Annotated in this window: 18 protein-coding genes; 6 read left to right on the forward strand and 12 right to left on the reverse strand. The window is 64.8% G+C overall.

Annotated features, from left to right (window positions below; genetic code table 11):
- The first annotated feature begins 120 nt into the window (after positions 1 to 120).
- Positions 121 to 558 carry a carboxymuconolactone decarboxylase family protein gene (locus OKW41_RS32240; protein WP_184022732.1) on the forward strand — a complete coding sequence of 146 codons (438 nt, stop codon included), beginning with the start codon at positions 121 to 123 and terminating at the stop codon, positions 556 to 558.
- A gap of 41 nt (positions 559 to 599) precedes the next feature.
- On the opposite strand, the gene OKW41_RS32245 is transcribed toward OKW41_RS32240, so the two are convergent.
- Positions 600 to 1,460 (reverse strand): LysR family transcriptional regulator, encoded by an 861-nt coding sequence (locus tag OKW41_RS32245; protein WP_429450144.1) that lies wholly within the window; start codon positions 1,458 to 1,460, stop codon positions 600 to 602.
- A gap of 151 nt (positions 1,461 to 1,611) precedes the next feature.
- On the opposite strand from OKW41_RS32245, the gene OKW41_RS32250 reads away from it, so the two are divergent.
- The 3 genes from OKW41_RS32250 (at position 1,612) to OKW41_RS32260 (ending at position 4,338) form a co-directional block, all read left to right on the forward strand.
- Positions 1,612 to 3,009: a DHA2 family efflux MFS transporter permease subunit gene (locus OKW41_RS32250; protein ID WP_429454463.1), complete on the forward strand. Its 1,398-nt coding sequence runs from the start codon at positions 1,612 to 1,614 to the stop codon at positions 3,007 to 3,009.
- Positions 3,010 to 3,103: 94 nt separating this feature from the next.
- Positions 3,104 to 4,033 carry a LysR family transcriptional regulator gene (locus tag OKW41_RS32255; RefSeq protein ID WP_429575152.1) on the forward strand — a complete coding sequence of 310 codons (930 nt, stop codon included), beginning with the start codon at positions 3,104 to 3,106 and terminating at the stop codon, positions 4,031 to 4,033.
- A 77-nt stretch (positions 4,034 to 4,110) separates the two neighbouring features.
- Positions 4,111 to 4,338, forward strand: coding sequence for a hypothetical protein (locus tag OKW41_RS32260; RefSeq protein ID WP_429575153.1), 228 nt, complete (start codon positions 4,111 to 4,113; stop codon positions 4,336 to 4,338).
- 12 nt (positions 4,339 to 4,350) lie between these two features.
- Here the strand turns inward: OKW41_RS32260 and OKW41_RS32265 are convergent, their stop codons facing one another.
- The gene (locus OKW41_RS32265; protein ID WP_429575154.1) at positions 4,351 to 4,566 is read right to left on the reverse strand and encodes a hypothetical protein; all 216 of its coding nucleotides are present in this window, start codon (positions 4,564 to 4,566) and stop codon (positions 4,351 to 4,353) included.
- Between OKW41_RS32265 and OKW41_RS32270 the strand changes: the two genes are divergently transcribed.
- Entirely contained in the window at positions 4,565 to 5,680 is a 1,116-nt protein-coding gene (locus OKW41_RS32270) for a glycosyltransferase family 2 protein (RefSeq protein ID WP_429575155.1), read from the forward strand. The genes OKW41_RS32265 and OKW41_RS32270 overlap by 2 nt on opposite strands.
- 154 nt (positions 5,681 to 5,834) lie before the next feature.
- Positions 5,835 to 6,053: a hypothetical protein gene (locus tag OKW41_RS32275; RefSeq protein WP_429575156.1), complete on the forward strand. Its 219-nt coding sequence runs from the start codon at positions 5,835 to 5,837 to the stop codon at positions 6,051 to 6,053.
- A 135-nt stretch (positions 6,054 to 6,188) separates the two neighbouring features.
- On the opposite strand, the gene OKW41_RS32280 is transcribed toward OKW41_RS32275, so the two are convergent.
- The 10 genes from OKW41_RS32280 to OKW41_RS32325 form a co-directional block, all read right to left on the reverse strand.
- Entirely contained in the window at positions 6,189 to 7,496 is a 1,308-nt protein-coding gene (locus OKW41_RS32280) for an MFS family transporter (RefSeq protein ID WP_187619489.1), read from the reverse strand.
- A 256-nt stretch (positions 7,497 to 7,752) separates the two neighbouring features.
- Positions 7,753 to 9,330: a SpoVR family protein gene (locus OKW41_RS32285; protein WP_429575157.1), complete on the reverse strand. Its 1,578-nt coding sequence runs from the start codon at positions 9,328 to 9,330 to the stop codon at positions 7,753 to 7,755.
- 178 nt (positions 9,331 to 9,508) lie between these two features.
- On the reverse strand, positions 9,509 to 10,780 hold the full coding sequence (locus OKW41_RS32290; protein WP_429575158.1) for a YeaH/YhbH family protein: 1,272 nt from the start codon (positions 10,778 to 10,780) through the stop codon (positions 9,509 to 9,511).
- Positions 10,781 to 10,942: 162 nt separating this feature from the next.
- Complete coding sequence (locus tag OKW41_RS32295) at positions 10,943 to 12,865, reverse strand: PrkA family serine protein kinase (RefSeq protein ID WP_429450155.1); 1,923 nt, start codon at positions 12,863 to 12,865, stop codon at positions 10,943 to 10,945.
- Positions 12,866 to 13,446: 581 nt separating this feature from the next.
- Positions 13,447 to 14,208, reverse strand: coding sequence for a 2-keto-4-pentenoate hydratase (locus OKW41_RS32300; protein ID WP_090805819.1), 762 nt, complete (start codon positions 14,206 to 14,208; stop codon positions 13,447 to 13,449).
- 370 nt (positions 14,209 to 14,578) lie between these two features.
- Complete coding sequence (locus tag OKW41_RS32305; protein ID WP_429575159.1) at positions 14,579 to 16,369, reverse strand: methyl-accepting chemotaxis protein; 1,791 nt, start codon at positions 16,367 to 16,369, stop codon at positions 14,579 to 14,581.
- Positions 16,370 to 16,727: 358 nt separating this feature from the next.
- A complete protein-coding gene (gene rbsK / locus OKW41_RS32310) occupies positions 16,728 to 17,657 on the reverse strand; it encodes a ribokinase (RefSeq protein WP_429575160.1) in 930 nt (309 codons plus the stop codon).
- 86 nt (positions 17,658 to 17,743) lie between these two features.
- Positions 17,744 to 18,787, reverse strand: coding sequence for a LacI family DNA-binding transcriptional regulator (locus OKW41_RS32315; protein ID WP_429450161.1), 1,044 nt, complete (start codon positions 18,785 to 18,787; stop codon positions 17,744 to 17,746).
- A 200-nt stretch (positions 18,788 to 18,987) separates the two neighbouring features.
- Entirely contained in the window at positions 18,988 to 20,091 is a 1,104-nt protein-coding gene (locus OKW41_RS32320) for an ABC transporter permease (RefSeq protein ID WP_429575161.1), read from the reverse strand.
- On the reverse strand, positions 20,091 to 21,683 hold the full coding sequence (locus OKW41_RS32325) for a sugar ABC transporter ATP-binding protein (RefSeq protein WP_429575162.1): 1,593 nt from the start codon (positions 21,681 to 21,683) through the stop codon (positions 20,091 to 20,093). The genes OKW41_RS32320 and OKW41_RS32325 overlap by 1 nt, the downstream gene beginning before the upstream one ends.
- Positions 21,684 to 21,871: the final 188 nt, after the last annotated feature.

The following is a 21,871-nucleotide window of genomic DNA, read 5'->3' on the forward strand; positions in this document are numbered from 1 at the left end:
CAACGCCCGAAAGTGGCTACCTGAAAATATCTGGAATCGGCCATTTTTATGATCCAAACGACGGACTAAGCTAACCCCAGTCCGATGCATCGCATCGTCAAACCCGCCCAGGAGCCCATCATGGAACAACGCCTCGACTTCTACAAAGCCAATCCCGCCGCGATCAAATCGCTGCTCGGCGTCGAAGAGCGCATCGGCAAATCGTCGCTCGAAAAATCGCTGACCGAACTGGTGCGGTTGCGCGCGTCGCAGATCAACGGCTGCGCGTATTGCGTCGATATGCACACGGCGGACGCGCGCAAGGGCGGCGAAACCGAGCGGCGTCTCGCGACCGTCGTCGTGTGGCGCGAAACGCCGTTCTTCACGGACCGCGAACGCGCGGCGCTCGAGTGGACCGAAGCGCTCACGCTGGTGTCGCACGATCATGTGCCCGACGCGGTATGGCAAGCGGTGCGGCCGCATTTCAGCGACGAGGAACTGGTCGACCTGACGCTGCTCGTCTCGGCGATCAATGCATGGAACCGCTTCGCGATCTCGTTCCGGAAGATGCCGGCCTGAGCGGCGGTATGACGGCAGCATGAGGCGACGCACTGCCCGCCTCACTCCCCGATCCACGACCCGCGCAGGTCGCTGTCATGCAGCAACTGCAGCAGCGTGCCCGCCGGGCGACTCAAGCGCTTCGCGGCCAGCGCGATGAATTCCACCGACGGCAGCGTCGGCAGTCCGGCCGCATTCAACGGCGGCGCGAGGCCGCGCGCGGCCAGATACTGCGGCCGCACGGTGATGCCGAGTCCGCCGCGCGCGGCCGCGATACAGCCGGAATGACTGCTGCTCGTGCAAACGATCTGCCAGCTCGCGCCGGCTTCGGCGAGCGCATCGAGCACGACCGCGCGCGTCACGCTCGGCTCGGCGACCAGAATCAGCGGCAGCGGCTGACTCAGATCGACGAGCGTGCCGGTCCGCGCGAGCCATTCGAGGCGCCCGGTGAAGAGCGGCACGCCGCGCCGGTCACCGAGCCGGCGCTTGCCGACCAGCAGATCGATCGCGCCCGCGTCGAGCAACTCGTAGAGCCTGCCCGTCATGCCGATCGTGATTTCCAGTTCGACGTCGGGATGTGCGTTGCGAAACGCCGCGAGCACGGTGGGGAGCGGGCCGAGCGCGATGTCGTCCGACGAGCCGAGCCGCACGCGCCCCTTCAGACGCGGCGCGCGAAACTGCGATTCCGCGCGCGACAGCGCCTGCAGGATCACGCTCGCATGCGCGAGCATCGCTTCGCCGTCGGGTGTCATCGCGAGCGAATGGGTGTCGCGCACGAACAGGCGCCGGCCCACGCTCTGTTCGAGGCGCCGGATATGTTCGCTGACGCTCGACTGCGTCAGGTCGAGCCGCCGCCCCGCTTCGGTGAAACTATGGCAAGCCGCGACGGTCGAGAAGGTCTTGAGCCAGACTGGATTGAGCATGCGTGATTGTGGCGCTGCTTATCGGCATTGTCGATAACAGTCAGCGAGCTTAGTGGGGTTCCCGATTGACGAGGATGTCAATAAGATGACGGAATTCCGCCTGGCCCCGCTCTGGCGGCGCTTTGCCGCCGCCGCGCCGGCTATCGAAAACATGACCAAGGATTCCTCTCAAACCGCCCTACTATGGATCGTCGCCGCCGGCTTCTTCATGCAGTCGCTGGACACGACGATCGTCAACACCGCGCTGCCGTCGATCGCGAACAGCCTGCGCGTCGCGCCGCTCGCGATGCAACCGGTCGTCGTCGCCTACACGCTGACGATGGCGATGCTGACGCCCGCCTCCGGCTGGCTTGCCGACCGCTTCGGCACCCGCCGCGTCTATTTCGCCGCCATTCTCGTGTTCGTGCTCGGCTCGATCTGCTGCTCGAGCGCGCACACGCTCGGTCAGCTCGTGATGGCGCGCGTGCTGCAAGGCCTCGGCGGCTCGATGCTGCTGCCGATCGGACGCCTCGCGGTGCTGCGCAGCGTGTCGGGCGAGCAATACGTGTCGGCGCTCGCGTTCATATCGATCGCGGGGCAGCTCGGCCCGATCGCCGGGCCAACGCTCGGCGGCTGGTTCGTGCAGGCGATCACGTGGCACTGGATCTTTCTGATCAACGTGCCGATCGGCGCGCTCGGTCTGTACGCGGTGCACCGCTTTCTGCCGTCGCATGACGAGGCGCAGGCGCCGCCGTTCGATGTGATCGGCTGCGCCCTGCTGTCGTCGTGCATGATCGCGTTTTCGCTCGCGATCGACGCGCCGGTCTCCTCGCATCGAGCGGCGTGGTCGGCGGGGCTGTTCGCGTTGGCCGTCGCCAGCGCGCTCGCCTACATTCCGTACGCCAGAAACCGCCGCGATCCGCTGTTCAAGCTGTCGCTGTTCGGCGAGCCGAACTTCAGCGTCGGCCTGATCGGCAACCTCGTATGCCGGGTCGGTTCGAGCGCGGTGCCGTTCCTCGTGCCGCTGCTGCTGCAATTGCAGCTCGGCTACTCGCCGCTGCACTCGGGTCTGATGATGCTGCCCGCTGCACTCGCCGGCACGCTCGCGAAACGCTGGATCGCGCCGCTCGTGCGCCGCTACGGCTACGACACGTTCCTGCTCGTCAACACGATCATCGTCGGCTCGGCGATCGTCGCGTTCTCGCTGATTTCGCGCGGCACACCGCTCGTGATCGAAATCGCGATCCTCGCGGTGTTCGGCGCGGCCAACTCGATGCAGTTCGCGGCGATGAACAGTGTCACGCTGAAGGACCTGTCGCACGAAGACGCCGGCATGGGCAATAGCCTGTTCTCGATGGTGCAGATGCTTGCGATCGGGCTTGGCGTGTCGATCGGCGGCGGGCTCGTCAATCTGTTCGCGGCGCAATGGTCGGCGGCGCTCGGCTTCCGGCTCGCATTCGTGTGCGTCGGCGCGATCACGCTCGTGTCCGCGTGGATCTTCCGCCACCTCGACGACCCATCGGGCACGCGCGTGATTCGCGGCCAGGCTGCGCCGAGCGCGGGGCGTTGAGACGCGACGCGTTTCAGCGCGTGCCAGCGCATGCATTCGAAAGGTCTTCGCGTTAGCATGTCGGGCATCCATGGCTACCAGGCAGGGAGCCCCGATGCCATTCGATGAGCGCGTGCTGAACGGCATGGGCGTCCTGACTGCGATCGTCGATTGCGGCAGTTTCGCGGCCGCCGGTGAAGCGCTCGACATGTCGCAATCGGGCGTAAGCCGCTCGGTCGCCCGGCTCGAAGCACGCCTTGGCATTCGTCTGTTGGACCGCACCACGCGCTCGGTCACGCTGACCGACGAAGGCCGGCGTTTCTACGAGCAGATCGTGCCGCTGCTCGGCGGACTCGAGGAAGCGGCCGCCTCCGCCGCGCAGGGCGCGACCGCGGTGCGCGGGCGTCTGCGCGTCAACATGGACCCGTTCTTTTCGCGGCTCGTGCTCGGGCCGCGCCTCGGCGGCTTCATCGACAAACATCCGGACCTGCAGCTCGAACTCGTCACGCGCGACCAGTTGGGCGACATGGTCGGGGACGGCTTCGATGTCGCGATCCGCTTCGGCGACCCGCCGGTGTCGACGCTCGTCGCCCGCAAGCTGCTCGATACGCGCATCCTGACCGTCGCGGCGCCGTCGTATCTGAAGAAGCATGGCAAGCCGGCGAATCCGGGCGAGCTCGAAGACGGCCGGCATATCTGCATCAAGTTTCGCGATCCGCTCACCGGTTATCCGTTCAGCTGGGAATTCCATCGCGGCCGCAAGCAGCTTGCGCTGACGCCGCAGGGGCGGCTGACCGTCAACGACGTCGGCACGCTGCATAGCGTATGCGTCGCGGGCCAGGGCATCGCGCAGATTCTCGCGCTCGGCGCGGAGTCGCTGCTTGCGAGCGGCAAGCTGATCGAGCTCTTTCCGGATTGGGGCGACGAGGTGTACCCGCTGTTTGCGCTGTATCCGTCACGACATCATCCGCCGGCCAAGGTGCGCGTGTTTCTCGACTTCATCATGTCGCTGACGGGCGGCAGGCCGCGCCACGCGGTTGCCTGAGCGCGGAACGTCTGTTTGCTCCCGCCCGGGTCCGCGTCTTGCTGCCGGAGGCTTGTCTTCCCTCCAGGAGAGCAGCAATGAGCAAAACGACGGAAAAATCCCAAGGCGAAGCAAAAAGCGCGGCCGACAACGAATCGAAAAGCGAGGCCAGCGCCCAGACCGAGGATTTCGCGCATCCGCACCACGCCGTGCATAGCGACAACGCGAAGAGCAAGATGCCCGAGCGCCACGACGAAGGTCACAAGCAGTCCCCGGCGGACCGTCCGGGCAAAAAGCCCGGCGAGGGCGAACCGTCAGTCGGTTGAAAAAATAGAACCCTATATCAGAGCGGCCCTGGCTGCGTCGTGCACCCGGGCCGCATCACTTTTCCCTTCCAGTACCTTTCTGTAAGCAAACATTTCTTCCTCATTTTTACCGAATATTTTTTTGACGCCTTGGACTATTTTGCTGCTTGCAGCAAGGTGTGCGCCTGCGAACCGGCTGCCGCTTTCCGCCGGTTTTTGCCGCTTCCGATCGATAAAAGGCGTCATCATGTCCAACGCGTCAAGTTCTCCCCTCGCCCGTGCGGCGGTCGCCCATGTGTCCATCTGCGTGCCCACCTGCAATCGTCCCGACCTGCTGATCGAATGCGTCGACTCGTGCCTCGCGCAAAGCTATCCGCATGTCGAAATCGTGATTGGCGACGATTCGACGGACGCGCGCTCGCGGCAACTGATCTTGCAGCGTTACCGCGACGAGCCGCGCGTGCGCTACGAGAAGCACGAGCCGCCGCTTGGTCAGGCGCGCAATGTGTCGAGCCTGTTCGAGCGGGCGCGCGGCGACAAGATCCTGCTGATCCACGACGACGATCTGCTGACGAGCGACGCCGTCGACAAACTCGTGTCGTTATGGCAGCGCTATCCGCGGCTCGATGCGGCATTCGGTGCGCAATACGAAGCGGATCACGACGGCGCGATCGATCTCGCCGCGAGCGCGCGCCTGAACGAGGCGTTCCGGCGCACTGAGGCCCGCGAGGGTCTCCAGCCGCTCGCGGGCCGCACCGGCCTGATCCAGATGTTTCCGAACAACGGCTGGATGGCCGACGCGCGGCTCGTCAAGCGGGTCGGCTACGACGCGCGGTATGGCGTCTGCTGCGACTACGTGTTCGGCACCGAGCTATGCCTGGCCGCGCGCGAGGTGTTTTATCTGCACGACTATGTGTCGGTGTATCGGAAGACCGCGACGTCGGTCTCGCACAGCACGCGCGGCACGAGCATGGCCGCAACGTTGAGCGCCTATGCGTTCGTGAAGTCGCTGCGTCTGCCGGCGCCGCTCGAACCGTCGCGGCGGCAGGCGCTGCGGCGGCTCGTACCGATCGCGGTGTCGATTCACGCGAGAAACGGCGAGGCGCGCGCGGGCTGGCGGATCGCGAGCGCGCATCTGTTCGCCTACAACTACGGCTTTAGCGCGCGGCTTTGCTACCATCTGCTGATGCTGGCGCGCGCGGCCTGGCGTGGCCGTCTGCCGATGCCGCGCGCGGCGGCCGAGGCTGTCGCCGGCGTAGCGGCGACGCCTTCGATGGCGACGGTCGCGGCCGTTGGCGCGGCCACGGTGAATGAGGCCGCGAGGGTCGATGAGTTCGTCGACAACGGGCCGAAGCCGATATGAGCTGCGACAGGCGCGTCGCGACCGGCGCGAGCGGGTGCAAGGCGATTTTCTGCCAGGCATTCCCTGCCTGGCAAACGCGTATTCGTTACCTGGTCCCGCCCGCGCCGCTGATTACGATGAGCACGAGCCGTCTTCGCAGCAGAGGTGTTTCGCCATGTCAGACAATACGTGGTTCAAGCCGCGCGTGATCGAACCGGTCGTCGATGATCAACCCGAAGGACTAGGCCTCGCGGTCGAGTTATGGTTCGCGCAACCGATCGACGGCATCGCCGGCCGCGCGGTGCAGATTCATCTGCGCAGCGGCGCGAGGATGGAACAGGCCGAGAGCTTGTGCGACCTGCTGCATGCGTGGGGGACACGGATCGTCAGTTGAGCGAAGCGCGCTGATCCTCGCTTGCGGATTGACGCGCAAACGTCGATGCCATGAAAAACAGCGGCCCGGTTGCCCTGGACCGCCGCCTGAACGCTGCCACCGCGGCACGACGTTTCGCCGTGTCCGACTAGCGGTTCACGGCTCGTGCCGCAGATACCCTTCCGACGACGGATCGCGCATGCGCAGCGACACGATACCCGCGAGTGCACACAGCGCCGTCACGTACCAGAAGAACATCGTCTCGACACCGGCCGACTTCAGCCACAGCGCGACATATTCGGCCGAGCCGCCGAAGATCGCATTGGCGACCGCATACGACAGCCCTACGCCAAGCGCACGCACTTGCGGTGGAAACATTTCCGCCTTGATCAGGCCGCTGATCGACGTATAGAAGCTGACGATCGCGAGCGCCACCACGACCAACGCGAAGGCCGCATACGGGCTCGTCACGTCTTTCAGCGCATGCAGCAGCGGCACCGTGCCGAGCGTCGCGAACAGGCCGAAACACAGCATCGAACGGCGCCGCCCGATGCGGTCCGACAACGCGCCGAACGCCGGCTGCATCAACATGTAGACGAACAACGCGGCGGTCATCACCGAGCTCGCGGTCTTCGCGTGCATGCCGGCCGTGTTGACCAGGTACTTTTGCATGTAGGTGGTGAACGTATAGAAGATCAGCGAGCCGCCGGCCGTGAAGCCGAGCACCGTCATGAACGCGGTCTTGTGCTCCCACAGCCCGCGCAGCGTGCCCGCTTCCTTGCGCTGGCGCATCGCCGCGGTGGTGGTTTCATCAAGGGATTTACGCAGATAGAGCGCGATCAACGCGGCGATGGCGCCAATCACAAACGGCACACGCCAGCCCCACGCCTTCAGCTCTTCGGTCGTCAGCGTCTGTTGCAGGGTCACGAGCACGAGCAGCGCGCACAGTTGGCCGCCGATCAGCGTCACATACTGGAACGACGCGAAAAAGCCACGCCGGCCCTTCAACGCGACTTCGCTCATATAGGTCGCGCTGGTGCCGTATTCGCCGCCCACCGACAGCCCCTGCAACAGCCGCGCGAGCAGCAGCAACGCCGGCGCGAGCGCGCCGATCTGCGCGTAGGTGGGCAGCATCGCGATCACCAGCGAGCCGCCGCACATCATGAATACCGACACCATCATCGCGGTGCGGCGACCACGTTTGTCGGCGAGCCGTCCGAAGAACCAGCCGCCAATCGGCCGCATCAGGAAGCCCGCGGCGAACACGCCGGCCGTGTTCAGCAACTGCGTGGTCGTGTTGCCGCTCGGGAAGAACGACGGCGCGAAGTAAAGTGCCGTGAACGAATACACATAGAAGTCGAACCACTCGACGAGATTGCCCGATGAAGCGCCGACGATTGCAAAAATGCGGCGCCGCGTGTCGTGCGCCGAGGCCACGACGTATTGTTCGGTTTGGTCGTTCATGCTGGTGTCTTTCCTTATTTAAACGAGGAGGACGGTCGTGGCGCCGCCTTGATGTCGCGCGCCCAGCCAGAGCGACCGTCGCGGGTGCGCGAATTTTACATAAATGAAAGCACAGGAAGGTTTTTTGTCAGCGTGGCCTGATGAAAGCCCCGGGTCGGCCGGATTTGCGCACCAACAGAACGAAGCCCCTGCCAGTTGGGGACTGGCAGGGGCTTGACGGGCGACACAGACCGCTCAGGCGGGAGTCAGGCGGCGCTCAGATTCTCACGGACGGCGGCATATACCGGCAGTCGTAGCGTTTTCTGACGGTACCGTTTTCGTCGACGCTCTCGAGGTACACGTCGAACTGCCACAAGCGCGCCATGTGCTTGAGCACCTCCTCGCTATCCGACGACAGGTGCCGGTTGTCGCTCATGAAATGCCGCAACGTCAGGCTGCGATCGCCGCGTGTATTGACGGCCCACACCTGAATGTTCGGCTCGCGGTGATGCATGTCGTACTGCCGCGACAACGCCTGGCGCACGTACTGGTAGCCGCTATCGTCGTGAATCGCCGACACTTCGAGCGCGTCGCGCATGTCGTCGTCGAGCACCGAGAACAGGCGCATTTCGCGGATCAGATGCGGCGACAGATACTGCGCGATGAAGCTCTCGTCCTTGAAGTTGCGCATCGCGTAGTGCATCGCGGGCAGCCACGGACTGCCGGCCAGATTCGGAAACCACTTGCGGTCTTCGTCGGTCGGCGCTTCGCAGATGCGCCGGATATCGCTCATCATCGAAAAGCCCAGCGCATACGGATTGATGCCGCTGTAATACGGCTTCGTGACCGGCGGCTGATAGACGACGTTGCTGTGTGAATGGAGAAACTCCATCATGAAGCCGTCTTCGAGCTTGCCCTGGTTGTACATCGTATTGAGCAGCGTGTAGTGCCAGAACGTCGCCCAGCCTTCGTTCATCACCTGCGTCTGCCGCTGCGGATAGAAGTACTGACCGATCTTGCGCACGATGCGGATCACCTCGCGCTCCCACGCTTCGAGCAGCGGCGCGTTTTTCTCCGCGAAATACAGCAGGTTTTCCTGCGGCTCGGGCGGATAGCGCCCCTCGACCTCTTCGGGCAGCGGCGTATGGCGCGTGGGCAACGTGCGCCACAACTCGTTGACTTGCGACTGCAGATACGCCTCACGTTCGCGACGCGCGGCGAACTCCTTCTGGAGCGACAGCTTCTGCGGCCGCTTGTAGCGGTCCACGCCGTAATTCATCAGCGCGTGGCACGAGTCGAGCAATTCCTCGACGCGATCAAGCCCATAGCGCTGCTCGCATTCCGCGATGTAGTTTTTCGCGTAGACGAGGTAGTCGATGATCGCGTGCGCGTCCGTCCATAAGCGGAACAGATAGTTGCCCTTGAAGAACGAGTTGTGGCCGTAGGCCGCATGCGCGATGACGAGCGCCTGCATCGTCATCGTGTTCTCTTCCATCAGATAGGCGATGCAGGGGTTCGAATTGATGACGATTTCGTACGCGAGCCCCATCTGGCCGCGGCGATAGCTTTTTTCGGTAGCAAGGAAATGTTTGCCGAACGACCAGTGACGGTAGTTCACCGGCATGCCGACGGACGCATAGGCATCCATCATCTGTTCGGCGCTGATGAGTTCGAGCTGGATCGGATATACGTCAAGCTCGTATTGCTCCGCAACACGGGCAATATGCGAGTCGTACTCTTCGATCAATTCGAAGGTCCAGTCGGACGGGCACGGCAGAGGCCGTCTATCGGCTACGTTCATACGGACTTCCCTTTGCCCTCGTTGGGCGTTCCGGCGTGTCCCGTGCTGCAGCATCGCGGACTGCTCCGGCGCGAGCGGCCCCGTGCTGGCCGCTCACGCCTCGGCATGCCCCGACTGTCGCTGCGGCACGCCTTTGTTGCGCTGCGGCGCGGTCATACGGCGGGTCACCCCTTGTCGTACGAATCGCCGCGCGCTTCGTCGTTCAGGCGCTTCGTGCGCCACCAGTATCCCATCAGGAAGTCGCCGCCTGCTTCTCGAACAGCTCGCGAAACACCGGATAAATATCGGCCGCGGTTTCGACCTTCTTCATCGCCATGTGCGGTTGCGACAGCGCCAGTTGCGCGTATTCGAGCCACAGATTCTGCTCTTCGGGCGTCACCTGAATATACGCAAAATACCGCACCTTCTCCAGGATGTCATCCGAGAGTATTTTGCGGCACTTCGGCGAGTCGTCGGTCCAGTTGTCGCCGTCGGACGCCTGGGCGCCGTAAATGTTCCATTCAGTCGGCGAGTAGCGCTCGTCCATCACCTTGCGCATCAGTTCGAGCGCGCTCGACACCACGGTGCCGCCGCTTTCCGTCGAGTGGAAGAACGTGTCTTCGTCGACTTCCTCGGCGCGCGTGTGGTGGCGGATGAACACGACTTCGATGCGCTCGTAGTTACGCTTCAGGAACAGGTACAGCAGGATGAAGAAGCGCTTCGCGAGATCCTTGCGCTGCTCGTCCATCGAACCGGACACGTCCATCAGGCAGAACATCACCGCCTGGCTCGACGGCGTAGGCTGCTTCACGCGATTCACGTAACGCAGATCGAACGGATCGATGAACGGAATCCGCCAGATGCGTCCCTTCAGATGGTGAATGTCGTCCTCGAGCAGCTTGATCTCGTCGCGGCGATCGGCGGGATCGGCCCTCAACTCTTCGAGCTGCCGCTCCATTTCGTGCAGCTGGTTGACGAGCGGCGCGCCGAGCGCGATGCGCCGGCCGAGCGCGCTGCGCAACGAGCGCACCACGTCGATATTGTTTGGCGTGCCCTCCGCGGCCCAGCCCGCGCGGACGCTTTTCCACGTCGGCACGGCCATCAGATGGGTCTTGACGAGACGCGGCAGTTCGAGGTCGTCGAAGAAATACTGCATGAACTCTTCGCGGCTCAGCTCGAACACGAAGTCGTCCTGACCCTCGCCCTCGTTGCTGGCCTGACTGCCTCCGCCGCCGCCACCGCCGCCTTGCGGGCGCTGGATCTTGTCGCCACGGATGTAGTCCGAGTTGCCGGGATGCACCATCTCGCGCCGGCCGCCCGCTCCATGACGGAACGACGGCTCCGCGATGTCCTTGCGCGGAATGGTGATGCTCTGGGTGTTCTGGATGTCCTTGATGCTGCGATCGCGCACCGCCTCCGAAACGGCACGACGAATATAGTTTTTGACGCGGCGCAAAAAGCGCTCACGGTTCGCAATACTCTTGTTCTTGCCTGCCAACCTGCGGTCGATGATTTGATGAAGCACGCCCGGTCTCCCGTCCATGCAACCGCGATTCCCTGCGGCCGCACTAATATTTCGGGTGCGCGAGACGCCCGCCGCGCAGTGCAATGCTATGCGGCTTGCGCCTCGCCGGTTGCCCGTACGGTCGAACCGTACGGGCGGCACACCATGAGTATCATGCGCGCATCATGACGACTTGCGCACGCGCAGATACCAGTCGCACAGCAAGCGCACCTGCTTCGGCGTATAGCCCTTCGCCACCATGCGATTGACGAAGTCTTCATGCTTGCGCTGCTCTTCGGCCGAGCCTTTCGCGTTGAACGAGATCACCGGCAACAGCTCTTCCGTGTTCGAGAACATCTTCTTTTCGATCACGACGCGCAGCTTCTCGTAGCTGATCCACGCGGGGTTCTTGCCCGCATTCGCAGCCCGCGCACGCAGCACGAAATTCACGATCTCGTTGCGGAAGTCCTTCGGATTGCTGATGCCCGCGGGCTTCTCGATCTTCTCCAGCTCGGCGTTCAACGCGGCACGGTCGAAGCTCTCGCCGGTGTCGTGGTCGCGGAACTCCTGATCCTGGATCCAGAAGTCCGCATACGTGACATAGCGGTCGAAGATGTTCTGACCGTACTCGGAGTACGACTCCAGGTACGCGGTCTGAATCTCCTTGCCGATGAACTCCGCATAGCGCGACGCGAGCACGTCCTTGATGAAGGACAGATACTTCTGCTCGGTTTCCGGCGGGAACTGCTCGCGTTCGATCTGCTGTTCGAGCACGTACATCAGATGCACCGGGTTGGCCGCGACCTCGGTCGAGTCGAAGTTGAACACGCGCGACAGAATCTTGAATGCGAAGCGGGTCGATACGCCGGTCATGCCTTCGTCGACGCCCGCGAAGTCGCGATACTCCTGATACGACTTCGCCTTCGGGTCCGTGTCCTTCAGATTCTCGCCGTCGTAGACCTGCATCTTCGAGAACAGGCTCGAGTTCTCCGGCTCGTGCAAACGCGTGAGCACGGACAACTGCCCCATCATCTTCAGCGTGCCCGGCGCGCAGACCGCGTTGGCGAGCGACGAGTTGCGCAGCAGCTTCTCGTAAATCTTGACCTCTTCGCTATAGCGCAGGCAGTACGGCACCTTGACGACGAAGATCCGGTCGAGCAGTGCCTCGTTGTTACGGTTGTTGCGGAATGCCTTCCATTCCGATTCGTTCGAGTGAGCGAGGATGATGCCGTCGAACGGAATCGCGCCGAAGCCTTCCGTGCCCTTGAAGTTGCCTTCCTGGGTCGCGGTGAGCAGCGGGTGCAACACCTTGATCGGCGCCTTGAACATTTCGACGAACTCGAGCAGGCCCTGATTCGCGAGGCACAGGCCGCCCGAGTAGCTGTACGCGTCGGCATCGTCCTGCGCGTACTGTTCGAGCTTGCGGATGTCGACCTTGCCGACCAGCGACGAAATGTCCTGATTGTTCTCGTCGCCCGGTTCGGTCTTCGAGATAGCGATCTGGCGAAGGATCGACGGATAGCGGCGCACCACGCGGAACTTGCGGACGTCGCCGTTGTACTCGTGCAGGCGCTTGACCGCCCACGGACTCAGAATGCCTCGCAGGTAGCGACGAGGAATGCCATATTGCTCTTCGAGGATCGGACCGTCTTCCTCGTAGTCGAACAGACCGAGCGGCGATTCGTTGACGGGCGAGCCCTTGATCGCATAGAACGGCACGCGTTCCATCAATTGCTTCAGACGTTCCGCGATCGACGACTTGCCGCCGCCGACCGGTCCTAACAGATACAGGATCTGCTTCTTTTCTTCGAGCCCCTGGGCCGAATGCCGGAAGTAGGCGACCACCTGTTCGATCACCTCTTCCATTCCGTAGAATTCACGGAATGCGGGGTATACCTTGATGACCTTGTTCGCGAAGATACGCGATAAACGCGGATCGTTGCGAGTGTCGATCTGTTCCGGTTCTCCGATTGCCGTCAACATGCGTTCGCCCGCAGTGGCGTACGCGGCGGGATTGTCTTTGCAGAGCGCGAGATACTCCTCGAGCGAGAGTTCGTCCTCCCGTGTTTTCTCGAAGCGGGTCGCGAAACTGCTGTAGATATCCATGCTACCTCCTCGCCGAAGTCTGGGGCGATGTCGTGCGCGGCGCGCTATTCGGAAACGACATCGCTCGAATTCATCCTAAACCCTTTTAAATTTTTTTTCACGGACTACGTTGCGAAAATCGCGCCGCAACCGCCACGCTACAATCCTCACCTGGAAACAAAGATTCGACCACGTACAATTTTTTTACTCACGCAGCAACCAATCACATCATCTGCCGCACCGCTGTATCGCTACTTTCTTCAGCACCGCATCGCTAGTCAGTGCTCCTGCACGACTTCGCCGGACCGCTGCATCGCGTCATGTCACCGCGTTGCTATTGCACATCCCGTACCCGCACCGTCGACCCTCCACCAAAATGCGGCTGTCTGCGCACGCACATTTCGTCACAAAAAGCATGCACGTGATGAGTTCGGGCGCTCTCATAGGTGTGGCAGCGGCAAAGTTGCAACAAATGCATTCGAACAGGTTAACGATTCAAAGACTGCCACCGTTTCAAATTCGCCAAAATAAAAACGGCTGCACGCGGGCAGCCGTTTGGAATCAAGCGTTGTAATTTGCGGTTACAAGCGCCGCAGCATCGATCAGGTCAGTTCAATTTCCACTTCACCCAATCCGTCGATATGACCACGCACGATGCCGGGTTCGTCGATCTTGTGCGCGCCGACGTATGAACCGGTGGTCAAGGTCCAGTTGCGCTCGATCGTGATGCCCATCGCCGCGCAATGGTTGACGAACCACACGAGCAGCTCGCGCGGATCGCCTGCCGGATTGCCGGTCACTTCCGGTATCAGCGAGCGGCCGTTGAAACTCAGCTCCAGTTCCGGCGACACGAAGTCGAAGCCGCGCGCGAGGCTCGCATAGACGGCCGGATGGCCGGTGATCAGCGCGCCGTTGTTCTGCGCGTCGGCCAACTGCGCGAGCGGCGCGACGTTCGGCCATTCGGCGAAGCGGCTGTCGACGATCTCGATGGCCGGCAGCACGGCGCCGACCTTCGACAGTACCTCGTCGCGCGCATATGCCTGAGCGCGCGGCTCGATCGTCACGTCGAAGCGGAACGCGATCTCGAGCTCCACCAGCACGCGAAAGAATCCGTCATGCGCGAGCCTCGCTGGCGACGGCATCACCAGCGAGGCCGGAATCGGTGCGCCCGACGCGGCGCCGCCCGGCGACTTCGCGCCGATCTTCCACGCGCCGGTCGACTCGCCGAGGCCCACGATCACCGCCTGCTGGATCGCGTAGGCGGTCGCCGCGTCGGGCGGCAGGCTGTCGGGTGCGGGCGCGTCGATCGGCCGGCGCTGCCGGCGTGCCTCGACGAGGCGTTGCGCAAGATCGTATCGCGTCATGTCGGTTCTTTGTGGCTGGCGCATGGCAGGGTTCGCAGGACGTAGCAATATGTGGGAGCCACCTGTTGGAGGTGCGGGCAGCCGCGCGCCGCGCAAACGGATCGGGGCCGTGCCCGTCAATGTACCGGATCGCGACACGCGCCGGTGAAAGGTGGCGGTGGCGGCGCGCAAACGTTAATTCTTGCCGGAGCTGAAAAAAACCGCGCATGGGGTGTCCAGGCGCGGCTGTTCGCGAAGCGATCGCGTCGCGGGTGCGACGCGGATGCCGGACAGCTAGCGAACGGGAACGGTTGTTGCGCCGAACGGCGCGTCTCGACTCACCTGACGCACGACAGCGCCGCTGCCCATGTACACCTGAATCCGAGCCAGCTCAGAAGGTCTCCCAATCCTGATCGCTGCCGGCCGTCGCCGCGGACCTGGCCGGCGCGCGCGTGGACGTGGACGCGGCCGCTACCTGCGGCGTGACAGCGGCCGCGGCCGGGATCGATGACTTCGCCGGCAACGCCCCCTGCGCGGTAGCCGGCGTGAGCTTGCGTGCGCGTGTTGCGACCGGGCTCGTGGACACCGGGCGCTTCGGCGCCACAAGCGCCGACGCCGCTTCGTGACCGCCACGGCCGCTGTCGTCGACCTGGAACACCGCGACCGCGCTGCGCAGCCGCGCCGCCTGCTCCTCGAGCGACGACGCGGCGGCGGCCGCTTCTTCGACTAGCGCCGCATTCTGCTGCGTGACCTCGTCCATCTGCGTGACCGCGCGCGCGACCTGGTCGATGCCGCCGCTCTGCTCCTCCGACGCCGCCGCGATCTCGCCCATGATGTCGGTCACGCGCTGCACCGCGCCGATGATTTCGCTCATCGTGCGGCCGGCCTCGTCGACGAGCGCCGAGCCCGACTGCACGCGCTCGACCGACGTATCGATCAGCTCCTTGATCTCCTTGGCCGCCGCCGACGAACGCTGCGCGAGGCTGCGCACTTCGCCCGCGACGACCGCGAAGCCGCGCCCCTCCTCGCCGGCGCGCGCCGCCTCGACGGCTGCGTTCAGCGCGAGGATGTTGGTCTGGAAGGCAATGCCTTCGATGATCGAGATGATGTCGGCGATCTTCGCCGAGCTCTGGTTGATGTCGCCCATCGTGCCGACCACCTGGCCGACCACCGCGCTACCCTTGTTGGCGATCTCGGACGCGTTGGCCGCGAGCGCGCTCGCCTGGCGCGCGTTGTCGGCATTCTGCCGCACCGTGCCGGTCAGCTGCTCCATGCTCGAGGCGGTTTCCTGCAGCGCCGACGCCTGCTCCTCGGTCCGCGACGACAGGTCGATGTTGCCCGCCGCGATCTGGCGCGTCGCGGTCGCGATCGACTCGCTACCGCCGCGCACGCTGCGCACCGTTTCGGTGAGACTGCGCTGCATTCTGGCGATTCCTTCGAGCAGTTGCCCCATTTCGTCGCGCGATGTCGCGATCACCGGACGACGCAGATCGCCGGCCGCGATCGCATCGAAGTGGCCGAGCGCTTCCTCGAGCGGACGCGCGATCGAGCGGCTCAGCGTCAGATACGACAGCGCCGCCGCCAGCACGCCGACCACCAGCGCGCCGATGCTGACCACGCGGAACGTCTGGAAACTGCTCTGCGCGGAGTCGAAGCCCCGCCTGGCCGAATCGAACTGGTATTTGCGCAGCGCGTCGTCGGCGCCGACGAGGTCGTTGAAGACGACCTGCAGATTCTTCGCGTCCTCGACCAGCTTGCCCTGATCGTTCGCCGTGATCGCCGCCGCGAACGTTTCGAGTTGCTGATGCAGCGCGTTGCGCTTCGCGGCGACGTCCTGCGCAAGCCGGTCTTCGTCCGCGTTGCGTGGCAGATCGAGATATTTTTTCCACCACATGTCGGACGTGCCCCCGAGCATGCGCCCGCGCTCGATGGTGGAGGCCGCTTCCGGCGTGCCGACCAGGAACGCGGCGCGGTCGAGCGCGAGTCGTTCGCGAGCCGCGTAGATTTCCGCGTTGCCGATGTTCACCGCACTCGGCATCGCGTTGGTGAACGTGTCCTCATAGGCGTCGTTCGAACGGCTCATGCCGAACACACCGAAAACGCCGATCGCAACCAGCAACGCGGCGAGGAACGCCATCGTGAGGCCAATTCGCGCCTTGATCGTGATGCCTTTATTCAACATGCTTGGTCCTGTGTGCTGTACTCAGTGAGCGGCGGCTGCCTACGCAGCGTGGGGGCGGCGTGTGTTAGGTCCGGCGCTTTTTTTGATAGAGCGCTCTAATTTCCGTTTACGGCAGCGCACTCATAGACTTGAAGCATTTAAAAGGTATGAACAAAGACGTTGTAAGACGTTGAAAGCAAGTTGACCGGAAACGAGTGTATTCGCGGCGCGCCGGGAAACGCGGCGATATTCGTCAAAGCACGATTTTTGACGTTTTGGCGGCGGGAATGGGTGGAGATGCGAGCCGTTCGGAGTCGCGCGAAGCGGTGGCAGTACAGTTCGATCAGGCAGCGTGCGCGGTGCCAACGCCACCGCGGCATCAGTCCAATGCGTCGACCTCGGAGCGCGTCGGAATCGATGGCTGGGCGCCCGCGCGCGTCACCGATAGCGAGGCGGCGCGCTGCGCGAAGCGGATCGCCGCATCGACGCTCGCGCCCTGCGCGAGCTGCGCCGCGAAGCCGCCGATGAAGGTGTCGCCGGCCGCGGTCGTGTCGACCGCCTCGACGCGCGGCGCGTCGTACAGCGTCGCGGCCGCGCCTTCGAGCGACGCGTGCACGCCGCGCGCACCGAGCGTGACCAGCACGTTGCGCGCGCCGGCCGCGCGCAATGCGGCAGCGGCCCGTGCGGCGTCCTCGGGCGAGTCGACGGGGAGACCGCTCAGCGCGGCGGCTTCGAGTTCGTTCGGAATCAGGTAGTCGATCAGCGGCAGCCAGTCGGCCGGCAACGGGCCGGTGGCGGGCGCCGGATTCAGGATCACGGTCTTACCGAGCCGCCGCGCCGCCGCCAGCGCGGCGCGCACCGATTCGGGCGGGGTTTCGAGCTGACAGATCACGACGTCGGCGGCGGCGAGCGTCGCTTCGTGTCGCGCGATGGTGGCCGGCGTGACCTCGCCGTTGCTGCCCGCGACGATCACGATCGCGTTCTGGCTCGCATCGTCGACGACGATCAGCGCAACACCGCTCGGCTCCCTGCCGGTTTCGAGCGCGGCGCAGTCGATGCGCTCCGCTTCGAGGCCCGCGCGCAGCTGCGCGCCATTCGCATCGGCACCGACGCAGCCGAGCATCGACACCTGCGCGCCGAGCCGCGCGGCCGCGACCGCCTGGTTGCCGCCCTTGCCGCCCGCGACCTGCGCGAAGCCGCGGCCGGCCAGCGTCTCGCCCGGTTGGGGCAGGCGTGGCGAACGCACCACGAGGTCCATGTTCAGACTACCGACCACCGTGACGCGTGCGCGCGTTGGGTTGCTTGCCACTCGAGTGTCCTCCGTTGCGCGACGGGTCGCGTCGCTATTGCGCGCGCGTCCTTCGAGCGCCCCTAATGCGTCCTTGATCCGGCGCATCAGGCCGCCAGATCCCGCCGTTCCTCGCCCGCCCATGTCGCGGTGGACTCCCGCACGATCAGCCGCGGCGACACCACGCGGCGGCGCGCAGGCGCCCGCGCGGTGCTGTTCGACGACGCCTCGGCGATCCGGTCGATCAGCGTCTGCGCGGCCGTGTCGCCAAGCGCGCGCACCGACTGTCCGACCGTCGACAGCGACGGGAACGTGAAGCGGCCCAGCTCGATATCGTCGAAACCGATGATCGAGCAATCGCGCGGCACGCTGATATTGCGCTCCGCCGCCGCGCGCAACGCGCCGATGCCCATCATGTCGTTGCCCGCGAAAATCGCCGACGGCCTGACCGTATCGAACAGCTGCGCGGCCGCGCGATGTCCGCCCGTCCCCGAAAAATCGCTTTCGACGATCGCATCGGCCGGAATCTCGATGCCACGCTCGGCCATCGCGCGAATGAAGCCGTGCACCCGCATCGCGCTGACCGCGGTCCGCACCGGCCCCGTGATGCAACCGATCCGCACATGCCCGAGCTCGAGCAGATGACGGGTGGCCAGATACGCGCCCTTCTCGTGATCGATCTGCACGAGGTCCGCGCTGACTCCCTCGATGTTGCGGTCCACCACCACGAGCGGCTCGCGCGCGTCGGCGAGCGCCTGCGCGAGCACGGCGTCGTCGCCGGCCGACGCGACGATCAACCCGTCGATGCGTTTTTCCTGCAGCACGCGCAGATAGTTGCGCTGCTTCGCGGGGTCATCGTCGGAGTTGCAGAAGAATACGCAGTAGCCATTGCGCGCGCAGCCGTCCTCGATGCCGCGCGCGAGCTCCGCGAAATACGGGTTCGTGCTGTTCGGCACCACCAGTCCGATCGTCGCGGTCGAGCGCGCCTTCAGCGAGCGCGCGACCGCCGACGGCACATAGTGCAGTTGACGGATCGCGTGCTCGACTTTCGCGCGCACATCGGCCGACACCGGCCGCGAGTTGTTCACGACGTGCGATACCGTCGTGAACGACACGCCCGCCACCGCCGCCACATCCTTGATCGTCGTCATAACCTGTTGCTCTCCTGTCGAACGGAGTTAGCGCTTTAGCGCTTACTCCGGTCCCATGCGGTTTCATCGCGGTCGAACGGAGTTAGCGCTTTAGCGCTTACTCCGGTCCCATGCAGTTTCATCGCGGTCGAACGGAGTTAGCGCTTTAGCGCTTACTCCGGTCCCATGCACTCATTCATCGGTACGCCGCGGCGCACACCTCAGGCGCGTTTGCGACGGCTGCGGTACGTATCGAGCACCACCGCCACCACGATCACCGCGCCGGTGATCATGCGCTTGGTCGGCTCGTTCGCGCCGATCTGCGCGAGGCCCGCCGCCAGCACCGAAATGATCAGCACGCCAAAGAACGTGCTGATAACCGAACCACGCCCGCCTATCAGACTCGTGCCGCCGATCACGACCGCCGCGATCACCTGCAGCTCCAGGCCTACACCCGCATTCGGATCGGCCGCCTCGAGCCGCGAGATCTGGAACAGCGCCGCGAGTCCGGACAGCGCGCCCATCAGCGCGAACACGATCACCTTGTACGGCCGCGGATTGACGCCCGCGAGCCGCACCGCTTCCTCGTTGGTGCCGATCCCGACCAGATAGCGCCCGAACACCGTGCGCGTCAGCACCAGCTGCGCGATCACCATCACCGCGACCGCGATCAGAAAGGCCGGCGAGATGCCAAGCGCGATCGGGTTCGACAGAAAATCGAACGCATCGCCGATATACGCGGTGCGAGAATTGGTCATCTGATACGCCATGCCGCGCGCCGCCTCGAGCACGCCGAGCGACACGATGAACGACGGAATTCGCCAGCCCACCGTCACCGCGCCGGTCACGGTGCCGGTCAGCGCCGCGACCGCGACCCCGAGCAGCGCGCCGGCAGCTGGCCCCCAGCCCCACTTCAGCGTCACCACGCTGACCACCGACGCCCCGAGCGCGAGCACCGAGCCCACCGACAGATCGATCCCCGCGATGATCAGCACGAAGGTCATGCCGACCGACATCACGACGAGATCCGGAATCTGGTTCGCGATCGTGCTGAATGTGTCGTAGGTCAGAAAGTGCGAACTCAGCAACGAGAACAGCACGATCATCGCGAGCAGCGCGCCGGCGAGGCCCAGGTAGTTCGAAAAGCCGAGCCGCGTGCCGGCCGGCTTGCCGCTCGCGAGCGGCGCCGACGGATCGGCGGGCGGCGTCACGGCGGGCGCGTCCGGCGCACCGCCTTGCTTGCCGTCCTGCTGGCCGTCCAACTGGCCGTCCAACTGGCCGTCCTGTTTGACACCCGCCGCCTCGCGCCACGATTGATCGGTCATCACAGACTCCCTGCTTCGTTGACGCCGTGCGTGTGCAGCAGCGCGTCACGGCCGCGGTAGCCGGCGAACGCAGCCGCGAGCAGTGCATCCTGGCTCCAGCTCGCGCGCTCGAACACGCCTGTCATGCTGCCCGCCGACATCACGCCGATCCGGTCGCAGATCAGCATCAGTTCGCGCAGATCGCTCGACACCACGACGAGCGCGCGGCCGGCGCGAGCGAGCGCGCCCATCAGGCCGTAAATATCGAACTTCGCGCCGACGTCGATGCCGCGCGTCGGTTCGTCGAACAACAGCACGCGGCAGTCGCGCGCGAGCCAGCGGCCGATCACGACCTTCTGCTGGTTGCCGCCCGACAGCTCGCCGACGATCTGCGCAGGCCCCGAGCTGCGAATGCGCATCGCGGCGATCTGCTTGTGCGCCAGCGCGTTCTCGCGCTTCGCGTCGACGAGGCCGTGCCGCGCGACGCTGCCGAGATTGCCGAGCGACAGGTTGGCCGCGATCGGTTGCGGCAGCAGCAGGCCTTCGCCCTTGCGGTCTTCGGTGATCAGCGCGATACCCGCGCGTACCGCGTCCGCCGGCGAGTCGATTCGCACCGGCGTAGGCGACGCGCCCGGCGTCGCGGCGAGCGACACGCTGCCGCCGTCCTTGCGGTCGGCGCCGTAGATGAGCCGCATCAGCTCGGTGCGGCCCGCGCCGATCAGTCCGCTCACACCGAAAATCTCGCCCGCGCGCACCTCGAACGACACGTCGCGCACGACCTTGCCGCGCGCGAGCCGCTCCACTTTCAGGAGCGGCGCGCCGATGTTGCGCTCGCCGAGATCGATATGCTCGCCGAGCTCGCGGCCGACCATCCACGTGACGATCTGCTCGCTCGTCAGGTTCGCCATCGCGTCGACATGCACGAGGCGGCCGTCGCGCAGCACCGCGACCCGCTCGGCGACCCGCGCCAGCTCCTCGAGCCGGTGCGAGATATAGACGAGCGCGACGCCGCGAGCCTTGAGCCGCCCGATCTGCTCGAACAGCAGATCGACCTCGCGCGCGGTCAGCATCGCGGTGGGCTCGTCGAGGATCAGCACGCGGCAGTCGTCGATCAGGTTGCGGGCGATCTCGACCATCTGCTGATGACCGATGCCCAGTTCGCCGACCAGCGTGTCGGGATCGATCGCGTCGAGCCCGACCTGCGCCATCGCCTCGCGCGCGTTCTCGCGCAGCTTGCCGCGATCGATCCAGCCGAAGCTGAACGCGCCCGCACGCGGCAGCCGGTTCAGGAACAGGTTCTCGGCGACCGACAGCGTAGGCAGCAGATTCAACTCCTGCATGACCATGCGCACGCCGAGCGCCTCGGCCTCGGTGCGGCTCGCGGGCGCGTACGGCGCGTCGGCAAGCCGCATCGTGCCCGCGCTCGCTTCGACCAGCCCGCCGATGATCTTCGACAGCGTGCTCTTGCCCGCGCCGTTCTCGCCGGTCAACGCCAATACCTCGCCCGCTCGCAGCGACAGCGATACGTCGGCGAGCACCGGTTCGGCATAGGTCTTGCCGATGCCGCTGACGCTCAGTACGACAGGCAAGGCGTCGTGGTCGGTCGAATCCATCGCGCTCCTGGTTGCATGGCGCTTCTGGCGCCCTCGTGGCGCCCCGGCGGTCCGCTGCGCTTGCCGCACAGCACACCGCGCCCGGCTGCCACGAGTCATGGCGGCCCACTGCGCGGGAATGCACAGGCGCTCATGGCCGCGCTCCCTCTCGCCACGCGAGCCGCCGTCATGACGCTTATCTCTGGGAT

Source organism: Paraburkholderia sp. UCT70, from assembly GCF_050434085.1.
GTDB lineage: Bacteria > Pseudomonadota > Gammaproteobacteria > Burkholderiales > Burkholderiaceae > Paraburkholderia > Paraburkholderia tuberum.